The organism is Nocardia terpenica (genome assembly GCF_013186535.1).
Classification (GTDB): domain Bacteria; phylum Actinomycetota; class Actinomycetes; order Mycobacteriales; family Mycobacteriaceae; genus Nocardia; species Nocardia terpenica.
This window is the reverse complement of record NZ_JABMCZ010000002.1, coordinates 1,522,634-1,546,330: the sequence shown is the minus strand read 5'-3', so window position 1 is coordinate 1,546,330 and position 23,697 is coordinate 1,522,634. Positions and strand designations below refer to the sequence as shown.

34 protein-coding genes and 3 tRNA genes are annotated in these 23,697 nt (G+C 65.0%); 29 read left to right on the top strand and 8 right to left on the bottom strand.

Annotation, left to right across the window (positions count from 1 at the left end; all coding sequences use genetic code 11):
- The first annotated feature begins 110 nt into the window (after positions 1–110).
- Together HPY32_RS18980 and HPY32_RS18975 are read left to right on the top strand one after the other, a co-directional pair.
- A tRNA-Ile gene (locus tag HPY32_RS18980) sits at positions 111–184 on the top strand.
- 222 nt (positions 185–406) lie between these two features.
- On the top strand, positions 407–1,324 hold the full coding sequence (locus HPY32_RS18975) for an alpha/beta hydrolase fold domain-containing protein (protein WP_067584762.1): 918 nt from the start codon (positions 407–409) through the stop codon (positions 1,322–1,324).
- Positions 1,325–1,338: 14 nt separating this feature from the next.
- On the opposite strand, the gene HPY32_RS18970 is transcribed toward HPY32_RS18975, so the two are convergent.
- Positions 1,339–1,411 (bottom strand) — tRNA-Ala (locus tag HPY32_RS18970).
- 145 nt (positions 1,412–1,556) lie between these two features.
- Here HPY32_RS18970 and HPY32_RS43910 point away from each other — a divergent pair.
- The 5 genes from HPY32_RS43910 to HPY32_RS18950 all read left to right on the top strand — a co-directional run bounded on the left by HPY32_RS43910 (position 1,557) and on the right by HPY32_RS18950 (position 5,385).
- On the top strand, positions 1,557–1,664 hold the full coding sequence (locus tag HPY32_RS43910; RefSeq protein WP_216676145.1) for a DLW-39 family protein: 108 nt from the start codon (positions 1,557–1,559) through the stop codon (positions 1,662–1,664).
- 35 nt (positions 1,665–1,699) lie between these two features.
- Positions 1,700–1,775: transfer RNA gene (locus tag HPY32_RS18965), tRNA-Ala, on the top strand.
- 131 nt (positions 1,776–1,906) lie between these two features.
- Positions 1,907–3,334: a tyrosine-type recombinase/integrase gene (locus HPY32_RS18960; RefSeq protein ID WP_067579383.1), complete on the top strand. Its 1,428-nt coding sequence runs from the start codon at positions 1,907–1,909 to the stop codon at positions 3,332–3,334.
- A 265-nt stretch (positions 3,335–3,599) separates the two neighbouring features.
- Positions 3,600–4,217 (top strand): hypothetical protein, encoded by a 618-nt coding sequence (locus HPY32_RS18955; RefSeq protein ID WP_067579385.1) that lies wholly within the window; start codon positions 3,600–3,602, stop codon positions 4,215–4,217.
- A 148-nt stretch (positions 4,218–4,365) separates the two neighbouring features.
- Positions 4,366–5,385 carry a GAF domain-containing protein gene (locus HPY32_RS18950; protein ID WP_067579387.1) on the top strand — a complete coding sequence of 340 codons (1,020 nt, stop codon included), beginning with the start codon at positions 4,366–4,368 and terminating at the stop codon, positions 5,383–5,385.
- 538 nt (positions 5,386–5,923) lie between these two features.
- Here HPY32_RS18950 and HPY32_RS18945 read toward each other — a convergent pair.
- Entirely contained in the window at positions 5,924–6,634 is a 711-nt protein-coding gene (locus HPY32_RS18945) for a helix-turn-helix domain-containing protein (protein WP_156673956.1), read from the bottom strand.
- A 146-nt stretch (positions 6,635–6,780) separates the two neighbouring features.
- On the opposite strand from HPY32_RS18945, the gene HPY32_RS18940 reads away from it, so the two are divergent.
- The 9 genes from HPY32_RS18940 (at position 6,781) to HPY32_RS18905 (ending at position 9,557) form a co-directional block, all read left to right on the top strand.
- Complete coding sequence (locus HPY32_RS18940) at positions 6,781–7,044, top strand: helix-turn-helix transcriptional regulator (protein WP_067579392.1); 264 nt, start codon at positions 6,781–6,783, stop codon at positions 7,042–7,044.
- Positions 7,041–7,313 (top strand): hypothetical protein, encoded by a 273-nt coding sequence (locus tag HPY32_RS18935; RefSeq protein ID WP_067579394.1) that lies wholly within the window; start codon positions 7,041–7,043, stop codon positions 7,311–7,313. Before HPY32_RS18940 ends, HPY32_RS18935 begins: the two co-directional genes overlap by 4 nt.
- 191 nt (positions 7,314–7,504) lie before the next feature.
- Positions 7,505–7,675 (top strand): hypothetical protein, encoded by a 171-nt coding sequence (locus HPY32_RS18930; protein WP_156673957.1) that lies wholly within the window; start codon positions 7,505–7,507, stop codon positions 7,673–7,675.
- A complete protein-coding gene (locus HPY32_RS45710) occupies positions 7,672–7,797 on the top strand; it encodes a hypothetical protein (RefSeq protein WP_269456470.1) in 126 nt (41 codons plus the stop codon). The genes HPY32_RS18930 and HPY32_RS45710 overlap by 4 nt, the downstream gene beginning before the upstream one ends.
- Positions 7,794–8,318 carry a hypothetical protein gene (locus HPY32_RS18925; protein ID WP_156673958.1) on the top strand — a complete coding sequence of 175 codons (525 nt, stop codon included), beginning with the start codon at positions 7,794–7,796 and terminating at the stop codon, positions 8,316–8,318. Before HPY32_RS45710 ends, HPY32_RS18925 begins: the two co-directional genes overlap by 4 nt.
- The gene (locus tag HPY32_RS18920) at positions 8,299–8,586 is read left to right on the top strand and encodes a helix-turn-helix domain-containing protein (protein ID WP_082870688.1); all 288 of its coding nucleotides are present in this window, start codon (positions 8,299–8,301) and stop codon (positions 8,584–8,586) included. Before HPY32_RS18925 ends, HPY32_RS18920 begins: the two co-directional genes overlap by 20 nt.
- A complete protein-coding gene (locus tag HPY32_RS18915) occupies positions 8,586–8,942 on the top strand; it encodes a hypothetical protein (protein WP_156673959.1) in 357 nt (118 codons plus the stop codon). Before HPY32_RS18920 ends, HPY32_RS18915 begins: the two co-directional genes overlap by 1 nt.
- Positions 8,896–9,342 carry a RusA family crossover junction endodeoxyribonuclease gene (locus tag HPY32_RS18910; protein WP_067579402.1) on the top strand — a complete coding sequence of 149 codons (447 nt, stop codon included), beginning with the start codon at positions 8,896–8,898 and terminating at the stop codon, positions 9,340–9,342. The genes HPY32_RS18915 and HPY32_RS18910 overlap by 47 nt, the downstream gene beginning before the upstream one ends.
- The gene (locus HPY32_RS18905) at positions 9,342–9,557 is read left to right on the top strand and encodes a hypothetical protein (protein WP_067579404.1); all 216 of its coding nucleotides are present in this window, start codon (positions 9,342–9,344) and stop codon (positions 9,555–9,557) included. Before HPY32_RS18910 ends, HPY32_RS18905 begins: the two co-directional genes overlap by 1 nt.
- Positions 9,558–9,604: 47 nt before the next feature.
- Here HPY32_RS18905 and HPY32_RS18900 read toward each other — a convergent pair whose 3' ends face one another.
- A complete protein-coding gene (locus HPY32_RS18900; protein ID WP_067579406.1) occupies positions 9,605–10,243 on the bottom strand; it encodes a hypothetical protein in 639 nt (212 codons plus the stop codon).
- Between the two features lie 651 nt (positions 10,244–10,894).
- Here HPY32_RS18900 and HPY32_RS46815 point away from each other — a divergent pair.
- The 4 genes from HPY32_RS46815 to HPY32_RS18875 all read left to right on the top strand — a co-directional run bounded on the left by HPY32_RS46815 (position 10,895) and on the right by HPY32_RS18875 (position 13,819).
- Positions 10,895–11,967 (top strand): IS630 family transposase gene (locus HPY32_RS46815; protein ID WP_444939652.1). Its coding sequence is split into 2 segments (ribosomal slippage): positions 10,895–11,432 and positions 11,432–11,967, totalling 1,074 coding nucleotides; the frame shifts between segments, so codons are not numbered across the junction.
- 51 nt (positions 11,968–12,018) lie between these two features.
- The gene (locus HPY32_RS18885; RefSeq protein WP_156673960.1) at positions 12,019–12,186 is read left to right on the top strand and encodes a hypothetical protein; all 168 of its coding nucleotides are present in this window, start codon (positions 12,019–12,021) and stop codon (positions 12,184–12,186) included.
- Positions 12,187–12,564: 378 nt separating this feature from the next.
- Positions 12,565–13,206 (top strand): hypothetical protein, encoded by a 642-nt coding sequence (locus HPY32_RS18880; RefSeq protein ID WP_067579408.1) that lies wholly within the window; start codon positions 12,565–12,567, stop codon positions 13,204–13,206.
- Positions 13,207–13,264: 58 nt separating this feature from the next.
- Positions 13,265–13,819 (top strand): hypothetical protein, encoded by a 555-nt coding sequence (locus HPY32_RS18875; protein WP_156673961.1) that lies wholly within the window; start codon positions 13,265–13,267, stop codon positions 13,817–13,819.
- 52 nt (positions 13,820–13,871) lie between these two features.
- Here HPY32_RS18875 and HPY32_RS18870 read toward each other — a convergent pair whose 3' ends face one another.
- Positions 13,872–14,144: a hypothetical protein gene (locus HPY32_RS18870; protein ID WP_067579411.1), complete on the bottom strand. Its 273-nt coding sequence runs from the start codon at positions 14,142–14,144 to the stop codon at positions 13,872–13,874.
- Positions 14,145–14,228: 84 nt separating this feature from the next.
- Here HPY32_RS18870 and HPY32_RS18865 point away from each other — a divergent pair, with 84 nt between their 5' ends.
- Complete coding sequence (locus HPY32_RS18865) at positions 14,229–14,420, top strand: hypothetical protein (RefSeq protein WP_156673962.1); 192 nt, start codon at positions 14,229–14,231, stop codon at positions 14,418–14,420.
- A 35-nt stretch (positions 14,421–14,455) separates the two neighbouring features.
- Here the strand turns inward: HPY32_RS18865 and HPY32_RS18860 are convergent, their stop codons facing one another.
- Positions 14,456–14,839, bottom strand: coding sequence for a helix-turn-helix domain-containing protein (locus tag HPY32_RS18860; RefSeq protein ID WP_067579415.1), 384 nt, complete (start codon positions 14,837–14,839; stop codon positions 14,456–14,458).
- A 455-nt stretch (positions 14,840–15,294) separates the two neighbouring features.
- On the opposite strand from HPY32_RS18860, the gene HPY32_RS18855 reads away from it, so the two are divergent.
- The 8 genes from HPY32_RS18855 (at position 15,295) to HPY32_RS18820 (ending at position 20,508) form a co-directional block, all read left to right on the top strand.
- Positions 15,295–15,438 carry a hypothetical protein gene (locus HPY32_RS18855; RefSeq protein ID WP_156673963.1) on the top strand — a complete coding sequence of 48 codons (144 nt, stop codon included), beginning with the start codon at positions 15,295–15,297 and terminating at the stop codon, positions 15,436–15,438.
- Positions 15,439–15,443: 5 nt separating this feature from the next.
- The gene (locus tag HPY32_RS18850) at positions 15,444–15,995 is read left to right on the top strand and encodes a hypothetical protein (protein WP_156673964.1); all 552 of its coding nucleotides are present in this window, start codon (positions 15,444–15,446) and stop codon (positions 15,993–15,995) included.
- The gene (locus HPY32_RS18845) at positions 15,992–16,294 is read left to right on the top strand and encodes a hypothetical protein (RefSeq protein ID WP_067579418.1); all 303 of its coding nucleotides are present in this window, start codon (positions 15,992–15,994) and stop codon (positions 16,292–16,294) included. The genes HPY32_RS18850 and HPY32_RS18845 overlap by 4 nt, the downstream gene beginning before the upstream one ends.
- 78 nt (positions 16,295–16,372) lie before the next feature.
- On the top strand, positions 16,373–17,413 hold the full coding sequence (locus HPY32_RS18840; RefSeq protein WP_067579420.1) for a hypothetical protein: 1,041 nt from the start codon (positions 16,373–16,375) through the stop codon (positions 17,411–17,413).
- A gap of 407 nt (positions 17,414–17,820) precedes the next feature.
- The gene (locus HPY32_RS18835; RefSeq protein WP_156673965.1) at positions 17,821–18,786 is read left to right on the top strand and encodes a hypothetical protein; all 966 of its coding nucleotides are present in this window, start codon (positions 17,821–17,823) and stop codon (positions 18,784–18,786) included.
- 130 nt (positions 18,787–18,916) lie between these two features.
- Positions 18,917–19,366, top strand: a complete 450-nt coding sequence (locus tag HPY32_RS18830; RefSeq protein ID WP_156673966.1) for a hypothetical protein — start codon at positions 18,917–18,919, stop codon at positions 19,364–19,366.
- On the top strand, positions 19,306–19,848 hold the full coding sequence (locus tag HPY32_RS18825) for a hypothetical protein (protein WP_156673967.1): 543 nt from the start codon (positions 19,306–19,308) through the stop codon (positions 19,846–19,848). The genes HPY32_RS18830 and HPY32_RS18825 overlap by 61 nt, the downstream gene beginning before the upstream one ends.
- A gap of 159 nt (positions 19,849–20,007) precedes the next feature.
- Positions 20,008–20,508 carry a hypothetical protein gene (locus HPY32_RS18820; protein WP_067579428.1) on the top strand — a complete coding sequence of 167 codons (501 nt, stop codon included), beginning with the start codon at positions 20,008–20,010 and terminating at the stop codon, positions 20,506–20,508.
- Positions 20,509–20,588: 80 nt separating this feature from the next.
- On the opposite strand, the gene HPY32_RS18815 is transcribed toward HPY32_RS18820, so the two are convergent.
- Genes HPY32_RS18815 through HPY32_RS18805 form a run of 3 tightly spaced genes read right to left on the bottom strand, consistent with a single transcriptional unit; the run spans position 20,589 to position 23,670 of the window.
- Positions 20,589–21,356: a PE-PPE domain-containing protein gene (locus HPY32_RS18815; protein ID WP_082870690.1), complete on the bottom strand. Its 768-nt coding sequence runs from the start codon at positions 21,354–21,356 to the stop codon at positions 20,589–20,591.
- Positions 21,357–21,387: 31 nt separating this feature from the next.
- Entirely contained in the window at positions 21,388–23,283 is a 1,896-nt protein-coding gene (locus HPY32_RS18810; protein WP_156673968.1) for a hypothetical protein, read from the bottom strand.
- Between the two features lie 39 nt (positions 23,284–23,322).
- Complete coding sequence (locus tag HPY32_RS18805) at positions 23,323–23,670, bottom strand: phage tail fiber protein (RefSeq protein ID WP_067579434.1); 348 nt, start codon at positions 23,668–23,670, stop codon at positions 23,323–23,325.
- Between the last annotated feature and the right edge of the window lie 27 nt (positions 23,671–23,697).

The window sequence follows — 23,697 nt, the reverse complement described above, 5'->3', positions numbered from 1 at the left end:
ACGTCCGATGAGGAAGCGTTCGCAAGCCTCTCACCAGCCGTTTTGGCCGATACTGGTCGGGTCGGGTAACCTTTGCACTCGGCTCGGGTACCACGGGCTATACGAAACACGGGCCTATAGCTCAGGCGGTTAGAGCGCTTCGCTGATAACGAAGAGGTCGGAGGTTCAAGTCCTCCTAGGCCCACTCTTCCTCTTCCCGGCAGCCGAGAGCCACGCACCAGTCGTCGGTATTTCGCTAGGGCCGCTATTCAACCAGTACCGTGTCTTCCGTTCGTTCCTACACCTTGTTTTGATCGACCGGGCCGAACTGGCGGCCATTTCCGTGCCGAATTGGGAACCGGTGTGCCGGAACCGGGTTGCTATGCTCGACGCCACGGATCGGCCGTATGAAACGCGCGGAGGTTCGATGCCCAGCGTCCGCAGTCGATTGGTGGTCGGCTATCTGCGGGTCGGTCGCGTCAACCGCACCTTTGTCAGTGCGGAAGGTGCGTGGGAGCGGATTCGGGAGCGCAGCGTTCGTCCGCGGCCGTTCGGGCCGCCGCGCCGGTTGCGTTCGGACGTTTCGGTTTCCGCGGGACGGTATGCGGGCTGGCCGATCTACACGCTCACTCCCCGGTCCGGCCGAGCGCGCGGCAATGTCGTCTACTGCCACGGCGGCGGGTGGGTGAACGAGGTCGCCCGCCAGCACTGGGCGCTGGCGGCCGAGATCGCGGTCGGAGCCGGAACTACCGTCTCGCTCCCCATCTACCCGCTGATTCCCTTCGGCACGGCCGACCAGGTGATACCGGTGTTCGCGGACCTGGTCCGCGAACACCGCGCCGAATACGGCGAGGTGTGTCTGGCCGGTGATTCGGCGGGCGGCCAGATCGCGCTGTCGACCGCCGTCGTGCTCCGCGACGAGCAGCAACCGAAACTGCCACGCACGGTGCTGATTTCGCCCGCCCTGGACCTCTCGCTCAGCAACCCCGAGATCCCCACCGTGCAGCGCGAAGACCCGTGGCTGGGCCGCCCCGGCGGCCTGGTCCTCGGCGAACAGTGGCGCGGCCCGCTCCCGATCACCGATCCGCGCGTCAGTCCCCTGTTCGCCGACCTGACCGACCTCGGACCGCTCACCGTCTTCTGCGGCACCCGCGACATTCTGGTCCCCGATACCCGTCTGCTGGTCGAGAAGGCCAGGGCCGCAGGCGTCGAGGTCGACTATCACGAAGCCGCAGGGCTCGTACACGTGTACCCCCTGACCCCCACCCCGGAGGCCCGCGCGGCCCGGACCGTCATCATCGACAGCCTGCGCGCAGCGCTCAGCCCGGCAGACTGCCCACGCTGAGGGTTGTGTGTTTGTGGAGCCTACGAGAATCGAACTCGTAACCCCTGCCTTGCAAAGGCAGTGCTCTGCCAATTGAGCTAAGGCCCCGTTGTGGTCGTGCTCGAGGCGAGCGACCGGGGGATACGGTACCGGCTGCGCGGCGGTCCGAGCAAACGGCCCATCCTGCCGCCGCCTCCGTCACGTGACAAGTCCTCCTGGGCCCGCTCCCGAAGATCGCAGTAGTGTGGGTTTCATGAAAATTCTCCTCACGGTCGGCGTCGTGGCAGCTCTCGTCTTTGCGATCAGCAAGTTCCGGCAGCGCAACGAGGCCGATCTCTGGCATGAGGTAACCACCCGCTAGCATCGAAACCGGCCGGGTCTCGCCCGGCCACACCAGGGGCCATAGCTCAATTGGCAGAGCACTGCCTTTGCAAGGCAGGGGTTAGGGGTTCGATTCCCCTTGGCTCCACCAGATAATCCACAGGTCGGGGGCAAGATCTATGATCTTGCTGGTCCTGTGTCCACACTCTGTGTCCACAGGGACGCGGTCCACACGAATCTGAGGGGATTCGGCGCACACTTTCATCAGGAAGAACTGCGCGCATGTCCACCACCCCTCGCCCCCGTGTCCGCGCCGACGGCACGATCGGTTTCCAGGTTCGCTACCGTATTCCCCGCAACGGTGAAATCCGCGCGACCTCACAGACTTTCGACGATTACACCGCCGCGAAGCGCTGGTCGGAACTGCTCGATCGGGTGGGGGCGGTCGAGGCCGAGCGCATCCTCGCCGCCCAACTGGCCGCCGCCGCGCCGATCCTGAGCGTCACCGAATGGTGCACCCGCTACGCCGACCGGCTCACCGGCATCGAAGAGGCCACCCGGCAGCGCTACCACCGCTACATTGTCAACGACATCGGCCCGTTCATGGGGTCGCTGCCCGTCGACGCCGTCACCGAGGAGACCGACGCCGCCTGGGTCGTCCACCTCGAGAACGAGGTCGGCAACGCCGCTAAAACGATCTGGAACAAGCATGGATTCTTCTCCGCAGCGATGGCCGCGGCGGCCCGGCATCGGCCGACCCCGCTCATCCCGGCCAATCCCTGTGCCTACACCCGGCTCCCGCGCTGGGACGGCCCGGAGCTGGACTATCTCGACGACGACGAGTACGAACTGCTCGTCGAGCTGATGGCACCGCGCTGGCACGCGCAGGCCGAGCTCATGGTGATGTCGATGGCCCGGCCCAGCGAGATCGGCGCGCTCACCGTCGGCGACATCGACCGCGACACCGGCGCCGTCTCGATCACCAAGGCGTGGAAGTACGCCGGGGGGAAACTGAAGCTGGGTCCGCCGAAGTCCAAGCGCGGCAACCGGACCGTGTACGTTCCCCTCGAAACCGTGGCCCGGCTCGATCTGGACCGACCCCTCGACGCGCCGCTGATGTGCACCCGCAACGGCACCCCGATCACCGTCGTCTACCTCCACAAGAAGGCATTCGCGCCCGCCGTCAAGCGGCTGCGGGCCCTGGCGGCAGGCGATTTCGCGCCGTTCGACCGCCGCCGGGCTCACTGGGCGGGAACCGATCCCGAGGCACTGCTCGCCCGGTTCTCCACAACAATTCCCAAGCTGGGGACGAAGCGCATCACCCCGTACACGATGCGGCACACCGCGATTTCCTGGCGGCTGCAGGACGGCGTCCCGATCTGGGTGGTGTCGCGCGACGCCGGGCACGAGAGCATCAGCACCACCGACAAGCGGTACGGGCACATCGACGCCTCCGCCAGCGCCGCCGCCGCACAGATCGTCGCCAACCGGTTGCCTCAGCTGCGCCGCGATGTCGTCAACCTGGACCAGGCCCGGCGACGCCGCCAGGTCCGTGCCGGAGATCTCGGCGAAATCTGCGTCGTGCCAGGCGGATTCGAGGCCGTCTGGATGAACCCCGACGGCGAGGTGCTGTCGCAGGTATTCGAGTCCTACGACAACGCGGTCGACCACATCGCGGACCACGAGGCCGGAGACCTGCTGGCCGCGTAAATCCGCGCATTCCAATTCATTTCCTTGCATCCCTCCTGAAATGAAATGAAATCTTATGGCTGGCAGCGATACTCCGCGCCCGTGCAAGTTCCCCCTCGGCCCGGACACGATCTGCGGGCGCCCCGTCGCTCAACGGACCGGTCCCGGCCGTCCTCGGGACTTCTGCGACGATCCCCGGCACAACGCGGTGAACCGGCTCCGCGCCGAGAAACGGATCCGGAACCGGACAGCTACTGAGCCGCCCGAAGCTGGCCCCCAGCGACCGGTGACCGACCGTGCGACCGCTCTCGGTGCCTCGCTGGCCCGGATCGGGGACATCAAGGCCGAGTTGATCGCCGAACTTGCCGATTCCGAGCAGATGGCCGCGGACCTCGTCGACGCCGATCTGATCGCGCTCGAACTGGAGGAAGTCCGTCGCGATGCCGAAGCACGCGTCGCCGAAGCACTCGCGGCCCAGGCCGCTGCCGAACGCGATGCGCTCGCCGCCCGCCGGGAGCGTGACGATGCTTTCCGGCTGCGGCAGGCGGCGCTCGATGCCGCCGAGGAAGCCATCGCCGTGCGCGACGGGGCCGTCGACGCGGTCACGCGGATGCGCACCGACTGCGACCAGGAGGTCGCACGCGTGTTCAAGATCGCTGACACGCAGGTCGATAGGGCACGCGCTGCTGCCGATCGCGAGATCGCTGAACTGAAGGCACGCCTCGACTCCGCCGAGGAGGCCAAGGCTCGGGCCGAATCGGACCGTGACCAGATGCTCGGCGCGGTCGCGGTCCTGCGGACCGACCTCCAGCTACAGGACGACCGGCACAGAGAAGAACTGGCCGCAGTCCGATCGGATTGCCAGCGACACCACGGTGCGATCCTCGGAAGCAGCACACGCTGACCATCGCCCGGCCGACAAGTTCGGTTGGGCATCAGCGCGTCACTCTGGGCCCGATGGCCCCCTTGCAGACGAGTCCGTTCACAGCGCTGCGCTGGCCGTTTGTCCGAAACGGATGGTATCGGCTGCTGCCAGCTGTCAGGCTCAGCCCATGACCGAATGGCTACTTGTCGAATGCATCAGGGAAGAACCCACATTGATGGCGGTAGGGCGAAAGCCGGTGAGGCTCAAGCCCTTCGACGCCATCTTGCGCGGGCCGCTGCGCGGCCCCGCCAAACGCGCTGTCGCGCATGTCCGTGAAACGCGAGAGCGGTACGAAGAGGTCTCGAAGACCAAGGGGGAGAGGATCATTGCCATCCCCATCCTCAACGTAATGGGGATGGTGCACGGTGTTCGTCTGTGGATCGGACCACTCGGCGAGGACGTGCCGGTGCCGTCGCGGTCGGGTGCGTGGGACTGGGACGAGCAGCGGATCACCACACTGGCTACCGAGGAGATGCACGACATCTACGGGGTACCGCGCGAGCGCCGGTTGCCGGAGGTGTCGCGTATCTCCGGGCTGCGACACGTCGAAACCGCCGACGACAAGAGCGCGGCGCTCGCGGCCTCGCTGTCGGGGGAGTTGCTCGCCGACATGGAGAGGGTCATCCAGACGACATGGCAGATCAAACGGGACGACGGCGTTCTCCGCGACATCAATTTCATTGCCCGCGGCGCCTACGTCGACGGTGTTCCGTTCCTGCACGGTCTCACTCACGACATCACTCCCGGCGGTGTGGACGACTCCGCCATCGTCCCGCCGCTCACCTGGTCCGAGGCCCTGATTCAAGGTGAGTTGCGTGAAGAGGGCGTGTGGCCGATCATGGTCGGCCTCCGCAGTTTGACCGGCTACGAGTGGCTACGTGAGCCGATGCCGAATGTCGCGTGGGAGAAGACCGGCGTTGAATCGCGCGACCCGGCACTTCATCCGGACGACTTCGAGCTCGCACGCGAGCTGGCGCGCACACTGCGGCAGTCCGGTCAGGTCGAAGGAACCGTGCGTGTGCGGGCGATCGACGGCACCTGGATGGCGGTCGATCTGACAGCGAAACTCGTGGTCCTGACACGCGAGAGCGAGACCGCTGTCGGGCTGGTCAAGCTTCGGCGATCGGCTGCCTGCGCGGACGATTAGATTTCCCGGAAACTCTTCCGGTCAAACGTGGTAGCTTCAAATTTGTAGCATTCACCCGATACGGTCGGAGTGCCACCCGCGGTACTTGTTTCGTTGGCGAGTCATGCCCTGAGAGGGGCTTCACGGGTGGGATGTGCGTCGATGCGGGAATGTCGTTACTGGTCAACAGGTTTCGTGGTGCTGTGTGCGGGGGTACGGAGGTGAGAGATTCCGAGCCCGCAGGGTTACCGGCCGACAATGGTCGCACTCCCGCTGAGGCGGCGGATCGCAGCGGCGGGAGTGCTCATCGGGAAGCGTTGCGCGAGTTGGGGGTAACCGTTTCCGCCCCGTGGGGGGACGTGGTGATCCGTGGCGGAATGGCCGAAATCGGCACGGTCATCTGGAATCACGGGCAGGTGCGGGTGATTCCGCGAGTGGGGTTGAATGCGGAATGGGAGGCAAAGCTACTCGAGGCTGCCGAACTTGCGTGGCTGCACGGTCCGGGTGAGGGCTGGCGCTGGAACCCAACGTTGGGATGGATCGGCTGTGCCCGGGTAAATCACTCGGCGGTGTTGCCACGATCCCTCAACCGGGCCTCCAGTTCGGCCTCGTGCTCCGACGACGGCGGAGACCATGTGACGCCGCCCCGGGAACCTAGGGCCGGATCGACTTGGACGTCAAGGTTGCCGGGAGTCCGCGCCCAGTTGCTTCGGGGGTCGATGTCATCGGTGATGAAGCGGTGGTCCCAATCGTCGAACCGTTTGCGTCCGAGCTGATCAATGAAGTGTTTGACGGCCTGCCGGTCCTCGGCCGGCAGGTGTCCGACCCGTTCGGATACCCACGCCTTGTCGGCTAGTCGCTGAAGCGCTGTCGACGTGGGGACGTCGCTCCGCAACGCATGCACGTACTCCCACAGGGCATTGACCATTCCGGGGGTGTTCGGTGTGGGGCCGTGGTCGGAGTCGGCGCTCACGTAGGCAAATACATCCTCGGCAAGATCGCGTGAAGTCGCGCGACGACTCGAGGTCACGGCTTTCGCTTCGCCGCCGTCTAGCACGCGGGCCGAGCTGCCGGGTTCCCATCCGATCGCCTGCTCGACGATCGCGTAGGTGGCGGGAGCGAATCCGCGCTTGCCGGTCTCAAGGTCGGATAGCAACCGGTAGCTCAAGTCCACCCTCTTCTCCAGCTCCGCGCGGGTCTTCATGCCCAGCTCCACGCGGCGGTTGACGACGGCATCACCGAGACGCTTCCAATTCGTGCCGGTACTCATACGCCCATCGTGCAGGTTCGTGCAGGAAACGTCCAGAAGCACGGATGTTCGAACCGAGGTGTGCTGAGCAGCGCCTGGTAGATGCAGGTGTCCGGTTCCTGTTTCTTCATTGACGTGTCTTCCTATTCATTCCTAAAATTGCTTGCATGAACTGGAAGGAAGATCCGATCCGGGTGGGCTCGACGATCAGATCCTTACGTGAGGCTTACGGCTGGACGCGGCTGGGGCTGGCGGAGGCGGTCGGCCTGTCGCGGTCGCACCTGAGCAACATCGAAGACGGACGCAAAGTCTGCACCCCGCAGGTCGCGCGCAAGGTTGCCGACGCGCTCGGTGTCCCTCTCGCGGCGATCACCACCGCGCGCACGTCCGACGAGATCGCCGGTCTGCCCACCGAATCGCTGGCGAGATGACCGCACCCGATCAAGTTGAAGTCGCGACCTTTCCCCTGTCCCACGTCGTGCAGACGACCGGCGCGGCTTCCGAGGACTGGCTCATCCGCCGCCTTCGCAAGAAGCAGATCCGTGGCCGATGGACCGGGCGCGAGTGGCGCATGACCGCGAGCGACATGGCCGCACTCGTCGAGTTCATGGCCAATGGGCCCGCCGCGCCTGCCGTGCCCGATGTGACCGGTCTCACTGCCGCCAGCCGTCGACGGCTCGAGCGTCGCTACACCCGCTGAGAACTTCCTCGGCGCGGTGCGCGCTGACGCCACGCCGAGGGCCGCGCGTCCCGGAGAGGGACCGTCGGGGTGCCCCCTCACACCCTGCTCTGCGGGACGCGCATCACCAATCACGAGGAGGTCTCAATGACCGAAATTGCTGGGCGTCAACCCACTTCACGCATCCCCTGCAGTTCAAAGACGGCACTCCGATGACGTCCCACGATGCCGATCTGATCATGCAGGCGCTCGGATTCAACTCCGCAGCCCACGCCGAACAGGTCATCGCCGAAGGCGAGAGCCGACGTCGAGAGCGTAAGCGCGAGCAGGAGCGGATCTCCTCTCACGTCGCTCGACGGACTGCGCTAGCCGGTGCGGCATGAATCTGCCTCCTCGGGACGGCGAAACAGTCGGCCTCCTCATCGATCTCGCTCGCGTGCTGTTGCTGATCGCCGTCGTCGTCGTCCTGTTCGCGATCGTCAACTCCGCGGGAGTGGTGCCGTGAGCATGCTGATCGGAGCTGCATTCACCCTGCTCAGCGGAATCGTTATCGGATGGGTACTGCGTGACGTGTGGGCGGTCCGCGGTATCCGCCGACGGGCTACCGCCAGCCAGGTGCGGCCCGTATCCGAGCGGGGACTCGTTGATGTCTCGACCGCCGAGATCGGCTGCGGTGCTGCGCCTCTCGGTCGCTCGCTGCGTCTCGTTCACTCCGACAACAAGTACATCGAAGCCGTGAAAGGACCGCACGTCATGGGTAGGCACTCCAACCGGACCGCGCATCAGTCCGGACGCAACCGGGTGACCGTGGCCGCCGTGCGTGCGAAGGCCGTCGGCGCGGCGCGGACGTCGAGCGCGATCGTCCTGAATTCCTCACCAGCGGAAGTTGTTTCTGCTGTACCGATGACGAAGTGGATCGTTCCCGGGACGGGCTCGGACGTCACGCGGACACGTTTTGGCCGCGACATCGACACGCTGAATGCGACAGGAGAGGGGATGAGCCGCGATGAGTCGAGCCCCGAGTGACACCGAGCAGCTGTTCGTCGTGAACTTCCGTGCGGCGCGGAAAGCACTGAAGCTGCCCCAGGCTCAGGTCGCCGTGCGAATGCGTCAGCGAGGGTACCGCTGGAGCGAGAGCACAGTATCGCGCATCGAGCACGGTCACCACCGCCCGCAGCTGCGCGAGGCCGCGGCGCTCGCCGAGATCGTCGCTATTCCACTTGATCGAATGGTGACCGATCCGCCGACCCGGATCGTGGCCATCGTGCGCGATTCCAGGGAGCGGGTGCTGTGATGGCCCGTTACACCGACCTGGACCGCTGCGCTTCGGATGCGCTCGAGCTGTGTGAGCGCGTACGAGAACTGGCACCGCTGGACACTTTCCGGCACGTTGCCAGGCAGTGCGTTCGTGACCCCGAACGGATGGCGCAGCTCATCATGACGCTGGCCGCTTTCGTCGATATCCAGGTGCCGATCAGTGTTCTGCGTGCACAGGTCGATGCGATCGTCGAGAGCCGCGTGCAGTCGGCAGCGCGGACGGTGCAACTCCTCGGCGAGAAAGACACCGGCCGCCCCAACCACTGCCCGGTCTGCCGAAATCACCATGCCCGCACGGGCCACCACCACGACGAAACGAGCTGCCGTGCCTGACTGCTGGGTGCCCGGAGTACCAGCTCCGCAAGGAAGCAAGCGGCACGTAGGGCGCGGCATTCTGATCGAATCCTCGAAAGCGGTCGGCCCGTGGCGTGAACGCGTTGCCTTGGCTGTGCACGGTGAGGGGTGGCCGTTGCGCACCGACGCGATCGGGATGCGACTCGACTTCGTGCTCCCCAGACCGCGATCGGCGCCGAAAACCCGAACACTGCTGGCCACCAAGCGGCCCGACGCAGACAAACTCGCTCGCGCTGTTCTCGATGCACTGACCGGCATCGCGTACGTCGACGACTCGCAGGTGATCGACCTGCACAGCCACAAACGCATCGCCGACGCGGGTGAGCGGCCCGGTGTCGCGATCAGTCTGTACAACCCTGTCACCGAAAGGGACTGGTAATGGGCGAATTCACCACGGTCAAGCGCCGCGTCAGAGTGTACGAGGATCGGCTCGACAACGGCAGCGAATGCGGTGCGTTCCGGGTCGTCTCGGTCGATGGCGTCGACTACCGCATCGACTGCGGGCGGTGGACGCGATGGGGACGGCATTTCGGTCGGCATCGCGACATCACCGGCACCGAATGGCGCATGAGCAGGACGGGCGGACGGCGGTGAGCAACAAGCCGCTCAACGCCGTCCGCCGAGTGTCGGTCGGCGGATCGCTATGGCGTCTGCGGCCACACCACACAGTCGAAGATCTTCAGGTACGCAGCGTAATCGCGCCAGCGTTCGGGAACGTACCTGAATTCGTTCGGAGAGAAGATCTCCAGCGTGGCGTCGCGCAGGCTGCCTAGTTCGTAGATCCTGGCCTCGGCATCAGAGTGCCGATCGTAGAGCTGGTCTGCCAACCCGGGGCACCCCGCGACATGCAGATGAAATTGCCACTGGTTGTCGCCCAACAGATTTGGGCCGATGATCACGACTTCGATCATGTTCCTCAGCCTCTTCGTGCGAGCCTGGATGTCCACAGCGGACGGCGAAGGAATGCGCTGCCGTGTTCGCCGGAACGGGCTGGTGCCGAGTGATGAGCGGTCGGCCAAGTCGGCGATCAGCCGCGGTTCTTCGGTACCGAGCCCGACGGCGTCGGTGACGACGGATTCGATGTCGCCGCAGGTGGCTCCTGTCTCGACAGCGATGGCCACGGCTTCGGCGGCCGCGCGCAAACGGGCCGGATACAGCTCACCGGAGTCGGAATGCGCGAGCGTACGGAAGACGAAGGCGACGAAACGCAGGGCACGGTCCTTGGTCGGCGCAGGAATCACGCGGTCCTCCCGGCACCACGCAGCGGCGGGCACACCCATACATCGATGTCTATAAGAAAATCGATCAGCCTAGTGTCGTGATGGTGCAAGATCGTACATTGTCCCGGTCTCGTGGTCCCCGTCTTTCTGAGTACTTCCAACGGGACCCCTGGGGCGATGTTCCCCCGATAGTTCATGAGGCCGTTTATTTCGAGATAGTAGGTGTGCTCTGGGTCGCGAGCGAATTGCGTTTTCCGGTGACCGTTGTTTCCGGTGATATAGGCGATGCGGTGTATTGATCTGTCGGGCATCAGCACCCAGTCGCCTTCCACCGCTCCTCCTCGGGAGAGTTCGTCGCGACACCTCAGACGTGCGGTGATGTCGCGCCGGTTGTCGTCGTCCAGTAGTCGGCGAGTGAACATGGTCTGATGTACCGGAGTTATTGACAGCATGAAATTGTCCTATTGGCGTAGGGTCATTTCTGACTCCAGAAACCCTACTCGCACCGTCTTTTGAAAAGCAATGAAAAAGAACTTATCGACAATGGTGTGTTTGTCTCTGGGTTGGAGTATGTTCTCTGTTGTCAGAAATGACCCCTACGCCAATAGGAGAATTGAATATGGACGTCGAAACGGCGGCCGCTACAGCGGCTGAATTCGTGTTGTCGCTGGGCTTGACGGCCGTGGCTGGTGGGTGGGGTACATCTGGTGGGTGCGGTATCCGCAAGGCGGTGGGCTGACCGCCGAGCGACGGATGTTGCGGGAGCGGTTGCGGCTGGAAGCCGCGGACGCTTTCGCCCGGGGCGAGGACAATGCGGTGATCGCCCACCGGCTGCGAGTCAGCGTGCGGTCGGTGCAACGGTGGCGCCAGGCGTGGGGATCGGCGGGGCGGGAAGCGTTGCGGTCCAAGGGCCCCGCGTCGCTGCCGTTGCTGTCCGACGAACAGTTCCAGGTACTCGAACACGAGCTGGCCAAGGGCCCGGCCGAGCACGGCTGGCCGGACCAGAAATGGACTCTGGCCAGGATCAAGACCGTGATCGGGCGCCGGTTCCACATCTCCTACACGATCAAGGGGGTGTCGTTGTTGTTGCACCGGCACGGGTGGAGCCGTCAGCAACCTGCCCGCCGGGCGGTCGAACGCGACGACGCGGCGGTCGCGACGTGGGTGAAGGACGTGTGGCCGCACGTAAAACCGCCGCGGCGGCGCTCGGAGCCTGGGTCGTGTTCGAAGACGAAGCCGGGTTCACGATGACGCCGCCGACCGCACGGACCTGGGCGCCACGCGGGCACACCCCGATCGTGCGGGTCCGGGGCCGAACCACCCGCCGGATATCGATCGCCGCGCTGACCTGCTACAAGCCCGGCCATCGGTCCCGGCTGATCTGGCGACCGTATCGGCACGACCGAAATAGTTCGGGCAGGAAGAGCTTCGCCTGGACCGACTACCGGGACCTGCTCATCGCCGCCCACCGGCAACTCGGCGGGCCGATCGTGGTCTGCTGGGACAACCTCAACACCCACCTCACCGCCGGCATGCGCCGATTCGTCACCGGCCACGACTGGCTCACTGTCTACCAACTGCCCGCCTACGCGCCCGATCTGAATCCGACCGAAGGCATCTGGTCACTACTGCGGCGAGGCCGGCTGGCCAACCGCATCATCACCGACCCCGACCACCTCATGCGCATCGTGCGCAGCGACCTGCACCGCATCGGCTACCACCCCAACCTGATCGACGGCTGCCTCACCGCAACCGGACTCACACCCACCCCGAAACGATCATGACGACAACACGAAATCAGCCTCTGTAACGGCTGGACCTTTCACCGCACCGATGTGAGCCACTTCTTCGACAAACGCGTTTCAGGTGCCGAATACCTGGTGATCACGCTGCCCTCCAACGCGATATGGCTACGCCTGGATCTCGACGGATACGTCACCGACGGACGTGTCACCGACACACCTGAGATCGCCTTGGACGAGGCCGACCAGGACTCGCGCTGAATAGCCGCTACAGCGGCCAACTCCGATCCGCAAGGACACCTATGTCCGAAAGGTCAGACGAGCTGAAGCCCGGCGATCTCGTCAGATACCACGGGTCGATCCGAGTCGATCACGGTGAATGGGTGGTCCTCGAGGTCACTCGATCCCCGATACGACCGCACATCCGCTACACCTGATCGACCCGGACTACTCCGGCTACCACCGGCTGGAACACGTCCGGCCGGAGTCGGTAACGCCGACCGGCCATCAGCTACAGATCTGCGTCTGCGGCAAAGGGCTTGCAGCGCATCACAACACACCTCCGTCGAGGACGAACCTCGCCGCCTGGTCGGCGTTCGTTCCCTGCGACCCCGCCTATATCACCGAGGAAACGAGATCATGAGCGATCCCAACCATCCCACCATTCTCAGCCGCGCCTACACCATCGCTCGCCACCTCGGCGGCGACTGGGTGGCGACCCAGTCGCTCGCCATGAACGAAGCCGTGTTGCGGGCCGCGATGCGCCGCTGCATGGTCATCAGCGAATACCAGTCTGGTGACCTTCGTATCAGAGCCGTGGTCCCCAACGACCTTCACCGCTTCGTCGGCCCGGATCAGCTCGACCACCACCTGAATATTGCAGCCGACACCCCGGACGACCGGATCTGCGCCCAGATCACCGAAGCGTTCCTCAATAAGGAGGATCCCGCTAGCTACGAATCCATACTGACCACAGCGATCGACGCCGAGGCAGAAGAAACACGCCAAGCCGTGGGGAGTCGAGAACTGGCGGCCAACATCGCCGAGCGCCTCTTCGGGTCAGCGGCAGCTGATGTGTTCGTCGATGCCGGGCGGGTACAGATGACGCTCGACGGTGCTGGCGTGCGATTCGTACAGGCCCTGACCGACCACAGCCTCGGCGGGGATCAGAGCGCCACGGTCATCGACGGCACACGCCTCGTCGTCGATGTGGACCACGCCCACACTCTCGGCCTGGTCGAGCGGATCGCCGCCTACATCTCCGAAACCCGCAGCAACTGACCCACTGCCCGGCGGCGTGCCCAAGCCCGCCGCCGGGCCCGACGATCTGGGAGTACTCATGTCGGACATCACCCTCGCCGAAACATCGATACGGACACCCCGCGGCGACACCGTGCTCGCCGTGTCCGGTCCGATCTGCGGACGAGTCAGCGTCCGCTACGACCCCTACGTCCTGGAAGCCCCGACCGGCGGTGGCTGGCAGCTGTACATCAACTACGCCCCCACCGTGCGCCTGGAGGACGGCACCATCAACCGGAAAATGATCTATCTCGACGGCAGCGATGGCAGCCAGCGCGGCAAATACTCTGGCGCTGCACGGATTTGGGCGGAACTCGATCGATACGACTCCTACCACATTCAGGGCAACATCTATTTTGTCGAGTATCGCCGTCACGGCAGCGTCGAGACCGCCCCGATGCGCAGCCACGCGTCCCTCGAACGACTGGCCGAGGCGGTTCTGAGCTACTGGCACACCCCGCAACGGCTGCATATCGCCAAGCTCGCTCACGCCCGCACCTGCATCGCTGCCATCCGACGGCAGATCACCAGCCAGACCGAATCCCTCCGCGTGGCCTCCGAGTACCTAGAACAACTTGAGCAGATTCAGCACTGACGAGGAACCGCTATGTCCGAAACGCCCAATCCTTGGCGTGCGAGGACATCCGTCAATAGAGGTGCAATGAGTGCCGGATCCGGTCGATCAGCCGTGGAGTGTGCTCGCAGTCTCGGATGCATCGATATGGTGATCCGGTCAGTGAGGGCCAGGTGAGGCGGCTGGCGGCACTGCCGCTGGCGGTGAGTTCACGGCGGGTCGGGGCCTGGATCCGGTCGAGGAGGGTGGTCACCTGGACACCGAGCAGGTCAGCGACAGCAGTCGCATCGACTTCGGCGTCGTCGGAGGCGCTGTCGGCACGGACCGCGGCAAGGAAGGTGTCCATCGTGACCAGTGTTCGGGCGGTGTGACGGCGGATTCGTGCCTCGAAATGCTCGGCCGATTCTCCCCGGCGAGGAAGACGAACATAGTGCTCGATCTGGTGGGTGACGTGGTCGTGGGCTTCGATCTCCGTGAGGTCATCGCCGACGAGGATCACACCGTCTGCGCGCCCGAGCATCGACCCGACGCCTGGACCGAGGTCACCATAGATGATGTCCAGGCCGAGCCGATCGGCTCGGCCGTAGGAGTCGACACGCCGGAAAACACCGTGACCTGCTAATAGGCTGTAGTGGCGATTGCGCGTCATCCGGCGGCTTACTTTCGCTGTGTCGCGCTGCGGAACTCGGCGATTATGTTCCGGATCTGCCGTTGCTGATCCTGGGCCAAGTCACCTAGGTAGACGACCTCGTCGTCGGGAACAAGCGGAGCATGTCCGAACAGACTCAGCACACGGTCGGCGCGGTCTGTGTCGAGCCCGAGAGCAGCGAACCATCGGATCAGCACGCTGCGGCTGGGCCGTGTGGGACGTAGTTCGCCGCGATGATGAGCGCGGCCGTGCTCGATCTGCTCGACTCGCGACGAGGACAGGCGTGCCGCGTCGGCCATCTGTTGCCTCGTCAGGTCGGCTTGGATCCGGGCGTCTTTGAGGATCTGGCCCGCCGCACGCGCCTTATCGAAGTCGGTGACGGTGTCCTCCATACCCACGAGGCTAGCAGTGTTGTGTATCCGTTGGGCTCGTGCACACCGGCGGATCGCCATGCTACCCGCGGATGAAATCTGTCATATCCGCTGGTAGATGCCGATTTTTGAGCTTGGTTGTGTGATGGTTGTGCAATCCAAATCAGAGGGTTATTGTGTGTTGGTTGGTAACTCCAGGTGGGTTGCATCATCAGCTGACGCGACGACGGCCGAGATCAGATCCCAGTCTTACCAGCGAGAACGAGAAAGCCCGACCGCGACATTTCCCTACGCCATAGGGTCGCGGATCGGGCTCTCGATTAACCATGTCGAGAAGAAGGCCCACGCAAATGAACGCCTTGCAATCGACGGGTCGCGCCCATCGTACATCCAGACGCGAACACCGTCATACCTATCTACCACGGCTCGCTCACACGGCGATCGGCGGCGAAGCATTCCGCCCGGACAGCTACTGGATGCCTCGGCGACGAGTTGCCGCAGCCAGTCTCGTCGGGAGCGTTCTTGTCGGCGCGCTCCTGGCGGCCATCGTGATGCTGCTGATCCTGGAGGGGCTCGCCGGGACCGGCCTGGCCGCAGCCGTTGCCCAGCTGGCGCGGTGATGGCCGTGCCCGATCAGTCCGCTCAGCGCGCCGACGAGCTGACACTGCGCATCGCCGTCGCTGGGGTGCTCGGCACCGCCGCCACCGATGTCTTCAGAACGGGAAAGGCTGAGTTCGCACAGTCCCACCTGAGCGGGGAACGCCGAATCGTCACCTCTCACCGCCGGGACAGCAACGGTGACCCGATCCGGCTCGGTGCCGTGTCCGTCGTCGAGGGAAGCACCTCCGTCATGGTTACCGATCCGGCGGCCGTCGTGGCGTGGCTGCGCGACAACTACAACGCAGACCCTGAAGAGGCGCTCGAGATGGTGCCGCAGTTGACCCGGCAGTGGATGAAGACGGTCGAGCAAGCAGCGAAAGCTGCGGCCACAGCGGGCAAACCGCTACCGCCCGGTATCGCCGTCCACGTCGGTGATCCGCATGCCCGTTTCGAACGTCAGAAGGACGTCGACGCGGTCGCCGAGGTCGCCGCCATGATCCGTGACAAGGTCCTCGACCTCACTGCCGTATTGGCGCTGCCCGCCGCACCCCCAGCCTCGGCGGAGGAGACTCCATGACGGGCAAGGAGCGACCGGTCGACCGCCGCAGCGCTGCCCGCCGCGCCCGGGTACTGAGCCGCCGCGCCGAATGCGTCATCGGTGCGAACGGCCGCCGTTTCCATCCCCATGCCCCCTCCCACGGGTACAGCACCTACACCGGGTGGGGCTGCCAGTGCGACACGTGCAGCGCGGATATGACGCGCTACCAGGCTGATTACCAGCATCGCCGCCGGGCCAACGACGGCGAACCGCTCGGCCAGCGGGCCAAGCGCCAGCCAGAACCGCTCCCGCCGACCGAATTGCCCACCGCCGCCTAGACATATCCGACACATCGCATCGGCGTGACCGCCACACGGTCACGCCGGTCCCGACCATGCCTTTCGGAGACCGCATTCATGGCCGACCCCAACGATTTCGGCATCAAGACCCGCAGACCTACTGGCGCCGTGCCCTGGCCGCTGATCCTGCTCGAAGGTGAAGACAAAGCTGGAAAGAGCTGGGCAGCAGCACAATTCACCGCACATGAGGGCCTCGGCGAGAGGTTCTGGATCGATGTCGGCGAAGGAGCCGCCGATGAGTACTACGCCATCCCCGGCGCGGATTACCTCGTGATCGAGCACGACGGCACCTTCGACGACATCCTCGCCCAGGTGCGGGCTGTGCGCCGCCAAGCTGCCAGCGTCGACGTCGCCGACGGCGGAAAACCGACCCTGTTGGTCATCGACTCCATGACCAACATCTGGCAGCAGCTCAAGGAATGGACCCATCAGCGTGCCCAGAAGTCACGTTCGGGCCAGAGGCAGCGCGCCGCCGACCCGGACGCACCGGTCAGGGCCGCGCCCACCTTCTGGAACGACACCCACGCTCGCAACCAGACGCTGATGGATCTGCTGATGACCTTTCCCGGCATCGTCGTGATAACCGCCCGCGGCAAAGAGGTGTCCGCTATCGGGGACGACGGGAATCCGATTGAGGGACAAAGGGAATGGAAGGTAGAAGCATCGAAAAATATCGGGTTCGAGTCCACAGGATGGGTGCGGTTGCGCCGGACAGAGCCACCGACCGTAGTCGGTGTGCGCAGCGTCCACGCAGGAATCCGCCCAGGGGTGGACAAGCCCCTCGTCAAACCCGATTTCTCACTGGAATGGCTGATCTTCGACTACATGCGCTGCGATCCGGCGTCGGCGTACGTTCGCGATCTGAAGGTGTCGGAAGAGTCCACCCTCATGAAGATCGACGCAGCCACCGACCTGGACACCGTCGAAGAGGTCACCAAGGAGTTCCGCGCCATATACGGCCGTCAACTCCGCGTCGAACGTGCGGCAGCACAGCGCTGGCGATACCTGAAGGCACTGCGGGAGCAGGCCGCTGCTGAGGGAGAGTCATCGGGCCACACCGCCGACAGCGACTCCACCGATACCGAGCAGGCGACATGACCTCCACTGTTCTTGCTGTCTTGACCCTAGTCTGCACCGGATTCTGGGCCGGACGACTGTCCGTCGTCGCGTGGCCACCCGCCCGTCACGGACACGGAAAATGGGGAAACCTATGAGTCCCCGCCTGAATCGAGATAGACGCGACATCCGGTACGCGTTATCGACAGGCTGGCGATTCGACGGTCCCACCAAACGAGGGCATCTGCGATTCACGCATCCGCAGACCACCGACGTGCTCGTCCTGTGCAGCAAGACCGGTGATTGGCGCGCTGAGAAGAACGCTATCGCCTGGCTAAAACGGCATAACCCCCGACGAACCGGAACGAGTCGCGGCCTCACCTGAGCGCCTGCGAACAGCGTTCGACCTCGAACCAAAATCTGCACACCAACGAAACACGAGACACGCTATGGGACAACACATCATCGACGACCCGGATATCCGAGCACTCACACCAGCCGGTCAACATCTGCTGCTAATGCTCGATCAGCTCGTGCAGACGCAGACACCCACTCGGCACGCCGGGGTGCTGGTGTGGGAGCCCGATCACCTCGCCCGACTCGCGCACGGCTGGACCGCCGACCAGGTCGTTTCGGCAGCGGCAGAGCTGGAAAGCGCCGGCTTGGTGCTGGTCGACACCGCTGCCCGTGAGCTGTGGTTGACCCGCCATATCGGCACCGGGCTCGCGGTCCGGTCGCCGAAGATGCGGCCCGCCGTCGCGAAAGCGATCGCCCTGATCCGGTCGCCTCGCCTGCGGGCGGCGGCAGTCGCGGTCCTGTCCGGGCTGGCGTCGGCCAACCCGTCGGGATGGTTGCACCCGGATGTCGTTGCGGTACTCCGAATCGGCACCGATACCCCCAGCGATACGGTATATCGAAAGGCTTCTGATACCGTATCGCCCGGTAAATCTCGTGGGATATCCCCTAAAGGGGATACCCCACGAAAAGGAGACAAGAAAACCACTAACGTGGTTTTCTTTCGTAGCGGTCGGCGTGAAAAATTGTCCGACACGCCCCGATCGTCGTTGATTGATTTTGCCCCGTCGATGAAGGCCCGCCGCTGGGCGGCCTGCAAATGCCCATCGGTGGATATCGCGACCGCGACGGCTCAGTGGCGGAATTACAATCTGGCCGCCGGTCGGTCCTACGCCGACCCCGAGCGTGCGTGGTACGGGTGGATGCGCCGTGCTGAACAGCTGGCGAGTGTCCGCGTCAGCACCGGACGGCCGCTGCTGATCACCCATCTTGGTCCGACTCCGACGCCACCCCCAGCAGCGGTGGTTCTCGCCGGAGCCAGGGTCACGCCTGCGTCGACGGAGCACCGGCAAATGATGATGGCTCAGATACGGCGCACCATTTCCGGTATCTCTGCCTGAAAAAGTAATACCGAATTCCGGAATCAATGCGATTGGCTGTATATGTGTGCAATAATTTGAGTGGGTGAAATTTCCTACGCCAATACGGAGAGATTCGGCACCCAAGAATGATATCGAGAAAGGCCCACGCATGACTGAAACCGCCATAGCCGCCACCCGTGATGGAAGATTCGGCAAGGCGAGCTCGAAAAAGTTGGCACCTGTGATCAGCAGTTTGAGTATCGATCTCATCGATCATCTACCCGCCCGCGAGATCGCCGTCCGCCTGGGTGTTCCCCGCCATCCGGACTTGGTAGTCAACGCCGCCTCCACCGACAGTTACTGGCTGCACCTGCGCACAAGCGACGGCGAAGCGGTCACTTGGGAATCCACCTGGACTGCTGCCGATCTGGACGGCGAGACGATCGTGCAGACTGCCAACGGCACCTTCGCTGACCTGGTTGCGAGAATGACCGACATCCTCGGCCGCGCCGACCGTCTGCGCATCCCGGCCCAACCTGTACACCTCGAGATCTCCCGATGGGCGCTGCACTACCAGTTGACCAACGACATTCAGGCGCGGAAAGCGGTCGCGTCGTGATCTTCGAAGCCTCCGACCTGATCTCCCACCTCGCCCTGCATGTGCTGACGACCAATACCGTCGACCAGGATCAGCCGCCGGTGATGTTCGCAGTCCACGGCACCGCCGATCGGCCGTCCTTGGGGTGCAAGGCAAGCATGGCTGATTGCGCGCTCGAAGAACTCGCGGCGATCTTGCCGATTGCCGCGTCGGACATGCGGGACCATGCGGGCAGATGCCCAGCTCATCCCGGCCCGCTGACCGGATTCGGGCTCCGCCTGGAAACACGAGCGATCTGCACAGGGCATGACGACCGTCTCGGCTGTCCTGGCATGCACGATGTCGGGATCGTGTGGGTGGCCACTCGCTGGCGCGGATTCTGGTGGGTCGAACTCGAACACGACACAGGCAAGATCTTCCGCCGACCCTTCACACCGGACAACCTGACCGAGATTCCCCGAGAAATAGCCGACACCCTGACACGGTGTGCCCTCCAGCTCTGACCGACGGCCACACCCCGAAGCAAGCCGCCGACCGACTGTCGGCGCTGATCCGCTCGACCATCCCTCGATGAATCAGCACCGGGCCGCCTACCAGTGGTAGGCGGCCCGCATCAACCATCGCACTTTTGAGGACACCTGATGACCGATACTCCTTGGCCGATGGGCGATCTCGGCCCTGGCCTGTACACCCTGACCTCCCCCGGCGGCACCGGCTTGGCCGTGGTGACCGACGACGGCCGCCTCCTCGTTCAGTTGGACGACGTCGACACGTCGGCGCCGAGCGACAGGTGGGAGGACATGACCCAGATCTACCGAAAAGGCACCCGGTGGTCGTTCGTCAAGCACACGCGACCGCTGCCGGATCGCATGCGTGAGGCTGCGGAAACTCTCGGTGATGCAGAGACTTTCGGCCGCCAACACCTCGATGCGGGCTCATACGATCTCAGACTGTGGACGACGGACGATCTCCTACGGCTCGCCACCGAGTTCGAGAACCTGGACCGAGACCGGCAGCTTGCCTCGAGAGCCATCACCGATCTGCTTGAAGACATTCTCGAAGAACACGAAGACGGCCCGCCCGCACGGCAACAGGCGGAGCGCATCGCCGGAGTCCTAATGGAACACCCCGCCTTGTCGATCCGCCCGATACCACCGTTCTGATCCGTCGCCCTCGTAGACACCAAGAGCGCCTCTGCCGCCCGCACTTTCGAGGGTGGCAGGGGCGCTCTGCGATTCGATGGTCATCGGGGTTGCCAGGCGTTGATTCGGGCGGCGAGCCGGTCGAGGTAGCCGTCCTGGATGTAGGTGCGGATGTGCGCGGTCTGGTCGAGGTAGCCGCGGATACCGGCAGCGGCCTGTCCCCATGTACGGGCGGTCGCGAAGGGATGCATCCACCAGCCAGGATTGCCGGGCTGCCAGCGGTTTCGATTGAACCGATCGGCGAGATCCGTTGTCCACGACAGGTTCGCGAACGTCAACGCGGAGACACCATCGGCCAGCTGCCGCAGCGGCGAATCCGCCGGGCTGGAGGTGATCGCGTCGGCCGGGTTGGCCGCCTCCCACGTCTGGATGTCGGCCGGGTATGCGCTGTGCTGCCCGTTGATCCCGTACCCGAACTCGTTCGAGTCGATCGAATCACCCTCCCGTCGTAGAGGATTGGCGACCGTGGCAGCCCACGCGATCGTGCAATCGGGATACTCGCCGCGGGCTTTCGCCTCGAGGAAACGGGTCACCACCTCGGCCCCGAGGCTGTATCCGAGCAGGCCGACGAGGTCGGGGGTGGCTCGGACGGCAGTAGCGAGCGCAGCCAGCCCGGCTACCACGGATTCGTCCTCCGAGCAGCCGAGGACATCCGCGGTGTGGTTGGCGGGCCCGACCGACGCCGGATAGTCGACGTCGGGGCCGATGACGTATCTTGCGGGATCGAGCTGGCGGGTGACTCCGCGCAGCATGGTGGTTGGTGCGGCCAATGGTTCCCCGGTGCCGCGAACGGTCAATACAGTGATCACAATATCGTCCTGACGGATCCGAGCCCCCGGCTCAAGCCACGCGTACGAAGCCGCCCCCGGCGGTCGGGTTGTAGAAAAGTGAGTTGCTGACGGCCCAGACCGTGATCACGGTGCCCTGCACCACATTCGCGGTTCCGGACACAGATACGGTCGTCGTGCCGGACGGACCGATGGAGACGGGGTTGCTTGTCGCTATCACCGCATTGTCAACCTGGAGTTGCAGCGTGACCGATACCGGGGAGAAGCCGCCTGATCCGGTGAACGGCACCGACGCGGTCACCTGAGCACCAGCCTTTGGTGCCTGCGCGACCAGGCCGTCGCTGGTCACCGCGGATCCCGCGTACCCGGGATCCGGTGCCCACCCGGTGATCTGGGTGTAGCCGGAGGAGCTGAGGGTGTTCCAGGTGCCGGATTTCGTCATCGATGACGGCAGCCACCCCTTCGCCACCGTCGCTGACAAGGTGCCCGTCGCTGACTCGGCATAGGAAGCACTCGCGCGGGGCGTGTAACTCACGGCGGGAGTTCCGGTCGCGGCGGCGGCGTATCCGACCGGCACCGCGGAAACTGTCGCTGCTGTCGCGGTGCCCTCGCTCGTGGATGTGAACGCGGCAGTGATCAGCGAGACCACGGTCAGCGCGCCGGTAGCGGTTCGGGTGTAAGGCACGGGTTCTGCCACGGAGGCCGCCGCCGTCAGCGTGCCGGTGCCGGTCGCTGGGATCGACACTGGCGTGGTGACCATGTACGGGGCGGCTAGTGCACCGGCCGCGTTGAACCAGATGGTCGTGTTACTGAGGCTGCCAACCGTGTTGAACGGGGCCGAGGTCGCGACGATCGAGACGTCCCCGGCCGTGCCCGACGCCGAAAACACGGCCGCGCCTGGTACCGACGCTGTGGCGGCCACCGCCAGCATCGCGCTGCAGCTGCTCGCGGCGAGGACCGGGGCCTGCACGTACGGCCTCCACCCCGCGCACCCGCCGAACGCGGCGGCCAGCGACGCCGACGCGGACAGCCGCCCGATACCGGCGAACGCCGCGATCAGACCCGGCGCCAGCGCGACTGCACCGGCCGCACCGAACCCGGCGATCACACCACCGACCCCGGCCCTCACCGCCAACGAGCCCACACCAGCAATCGGCATCGCGGCAGTACCCGTCGCTGAGATTGCCCCGGTCAGAGCACCGGTCCCGGCTACCGTGCCCGACAGCTCGAGTTGCCCGGTACCCGCTACCGTCCACACTTGCAGGCCGGTGCTGTGGAATGCGACGACAGGCGCCGCCGACCCGGTGACAGTCGCCGTGGCGGTGCCCGATGCGTCGAATCCGGCTGGGACCGCGACGGTCGCCGCCCCCGTGCCGGACGCGGTGAACGCGGGCCATGCCGCGGCCGTTGCTGTGACCGTGACCGATAGCGCACCGCCTGCGCCGCAACCGGTGTCGGAGCGCAGCAGCGTGCCCGCTCCGGAAAATTCAGCTGGGACCAGCACCGCCAGCACCGCCTGGACGGCGGCCGCCAACTGCCCACTCCCGCTCCACTGTCCGGCCGCCGCGACCATGCCACCCGCTGCGCTGAATGATGCGAGAACCGCTGTGGTCGTGGGCATCACGACACCGGTGACCGTCAGCGATCCGGTCGCCGTGAGGTCGCCGGGCACGGTCGCCGACCACACCGTTGGTCCTGTGAGCGTCCCAGATGTGGTGCCTGCGAACACGCCGGTGGCCGTGACGGTCGCCGCCATCGTCACCGTGCCCTCGCTCTGCCATCCCAGGATCGTGGACGGAGGGATGTCGGGGATGGCCGCCCCGTCGATCGTGGCGATCGGTGGCGACGGCAGCACTGCGACAATCACGGGCACGGTGGTGAGCGGCACGGTGATCGTTGGTGGTCCCGGCAGCGGGGCGATCAGGGTTCGAGCGGCCGGGGCTGGCATCGCACTCCTCCTGTCGCGGCCGGGGCTGGGGAACGGTGATCAGCTGATGGTGAACGTGGGCGTAATCAGCAGGGTTCCCTGAGCGCCGAGAGTGGTCGGCGGGATCTGCACCTTGTCCAGGAACGTGCCACCCGAGGCCGCGGTCCACAGGCCCGCCCACCCGTAGGTGCCCGCGGGCAAGTTGATGGTGACCTGACTGCCGGTAATGCTGCCGTTGGCGGCAGCACCCCAGGTGGTGGCCATGCGCGTATACGCCGGGGAACCGTTCTGCGCCTCGCTCGCCCCGGTGGTGCCAGGGTCGCCGGTATGCACGCTGATGTAGGCGCCCAGCTGCGCATACGCAGTGCACAACGCATTCTTCGTCGGGTTGACCACAGCAATGGCCATGGGTCGCACTCCTATTCGGCTATCTGT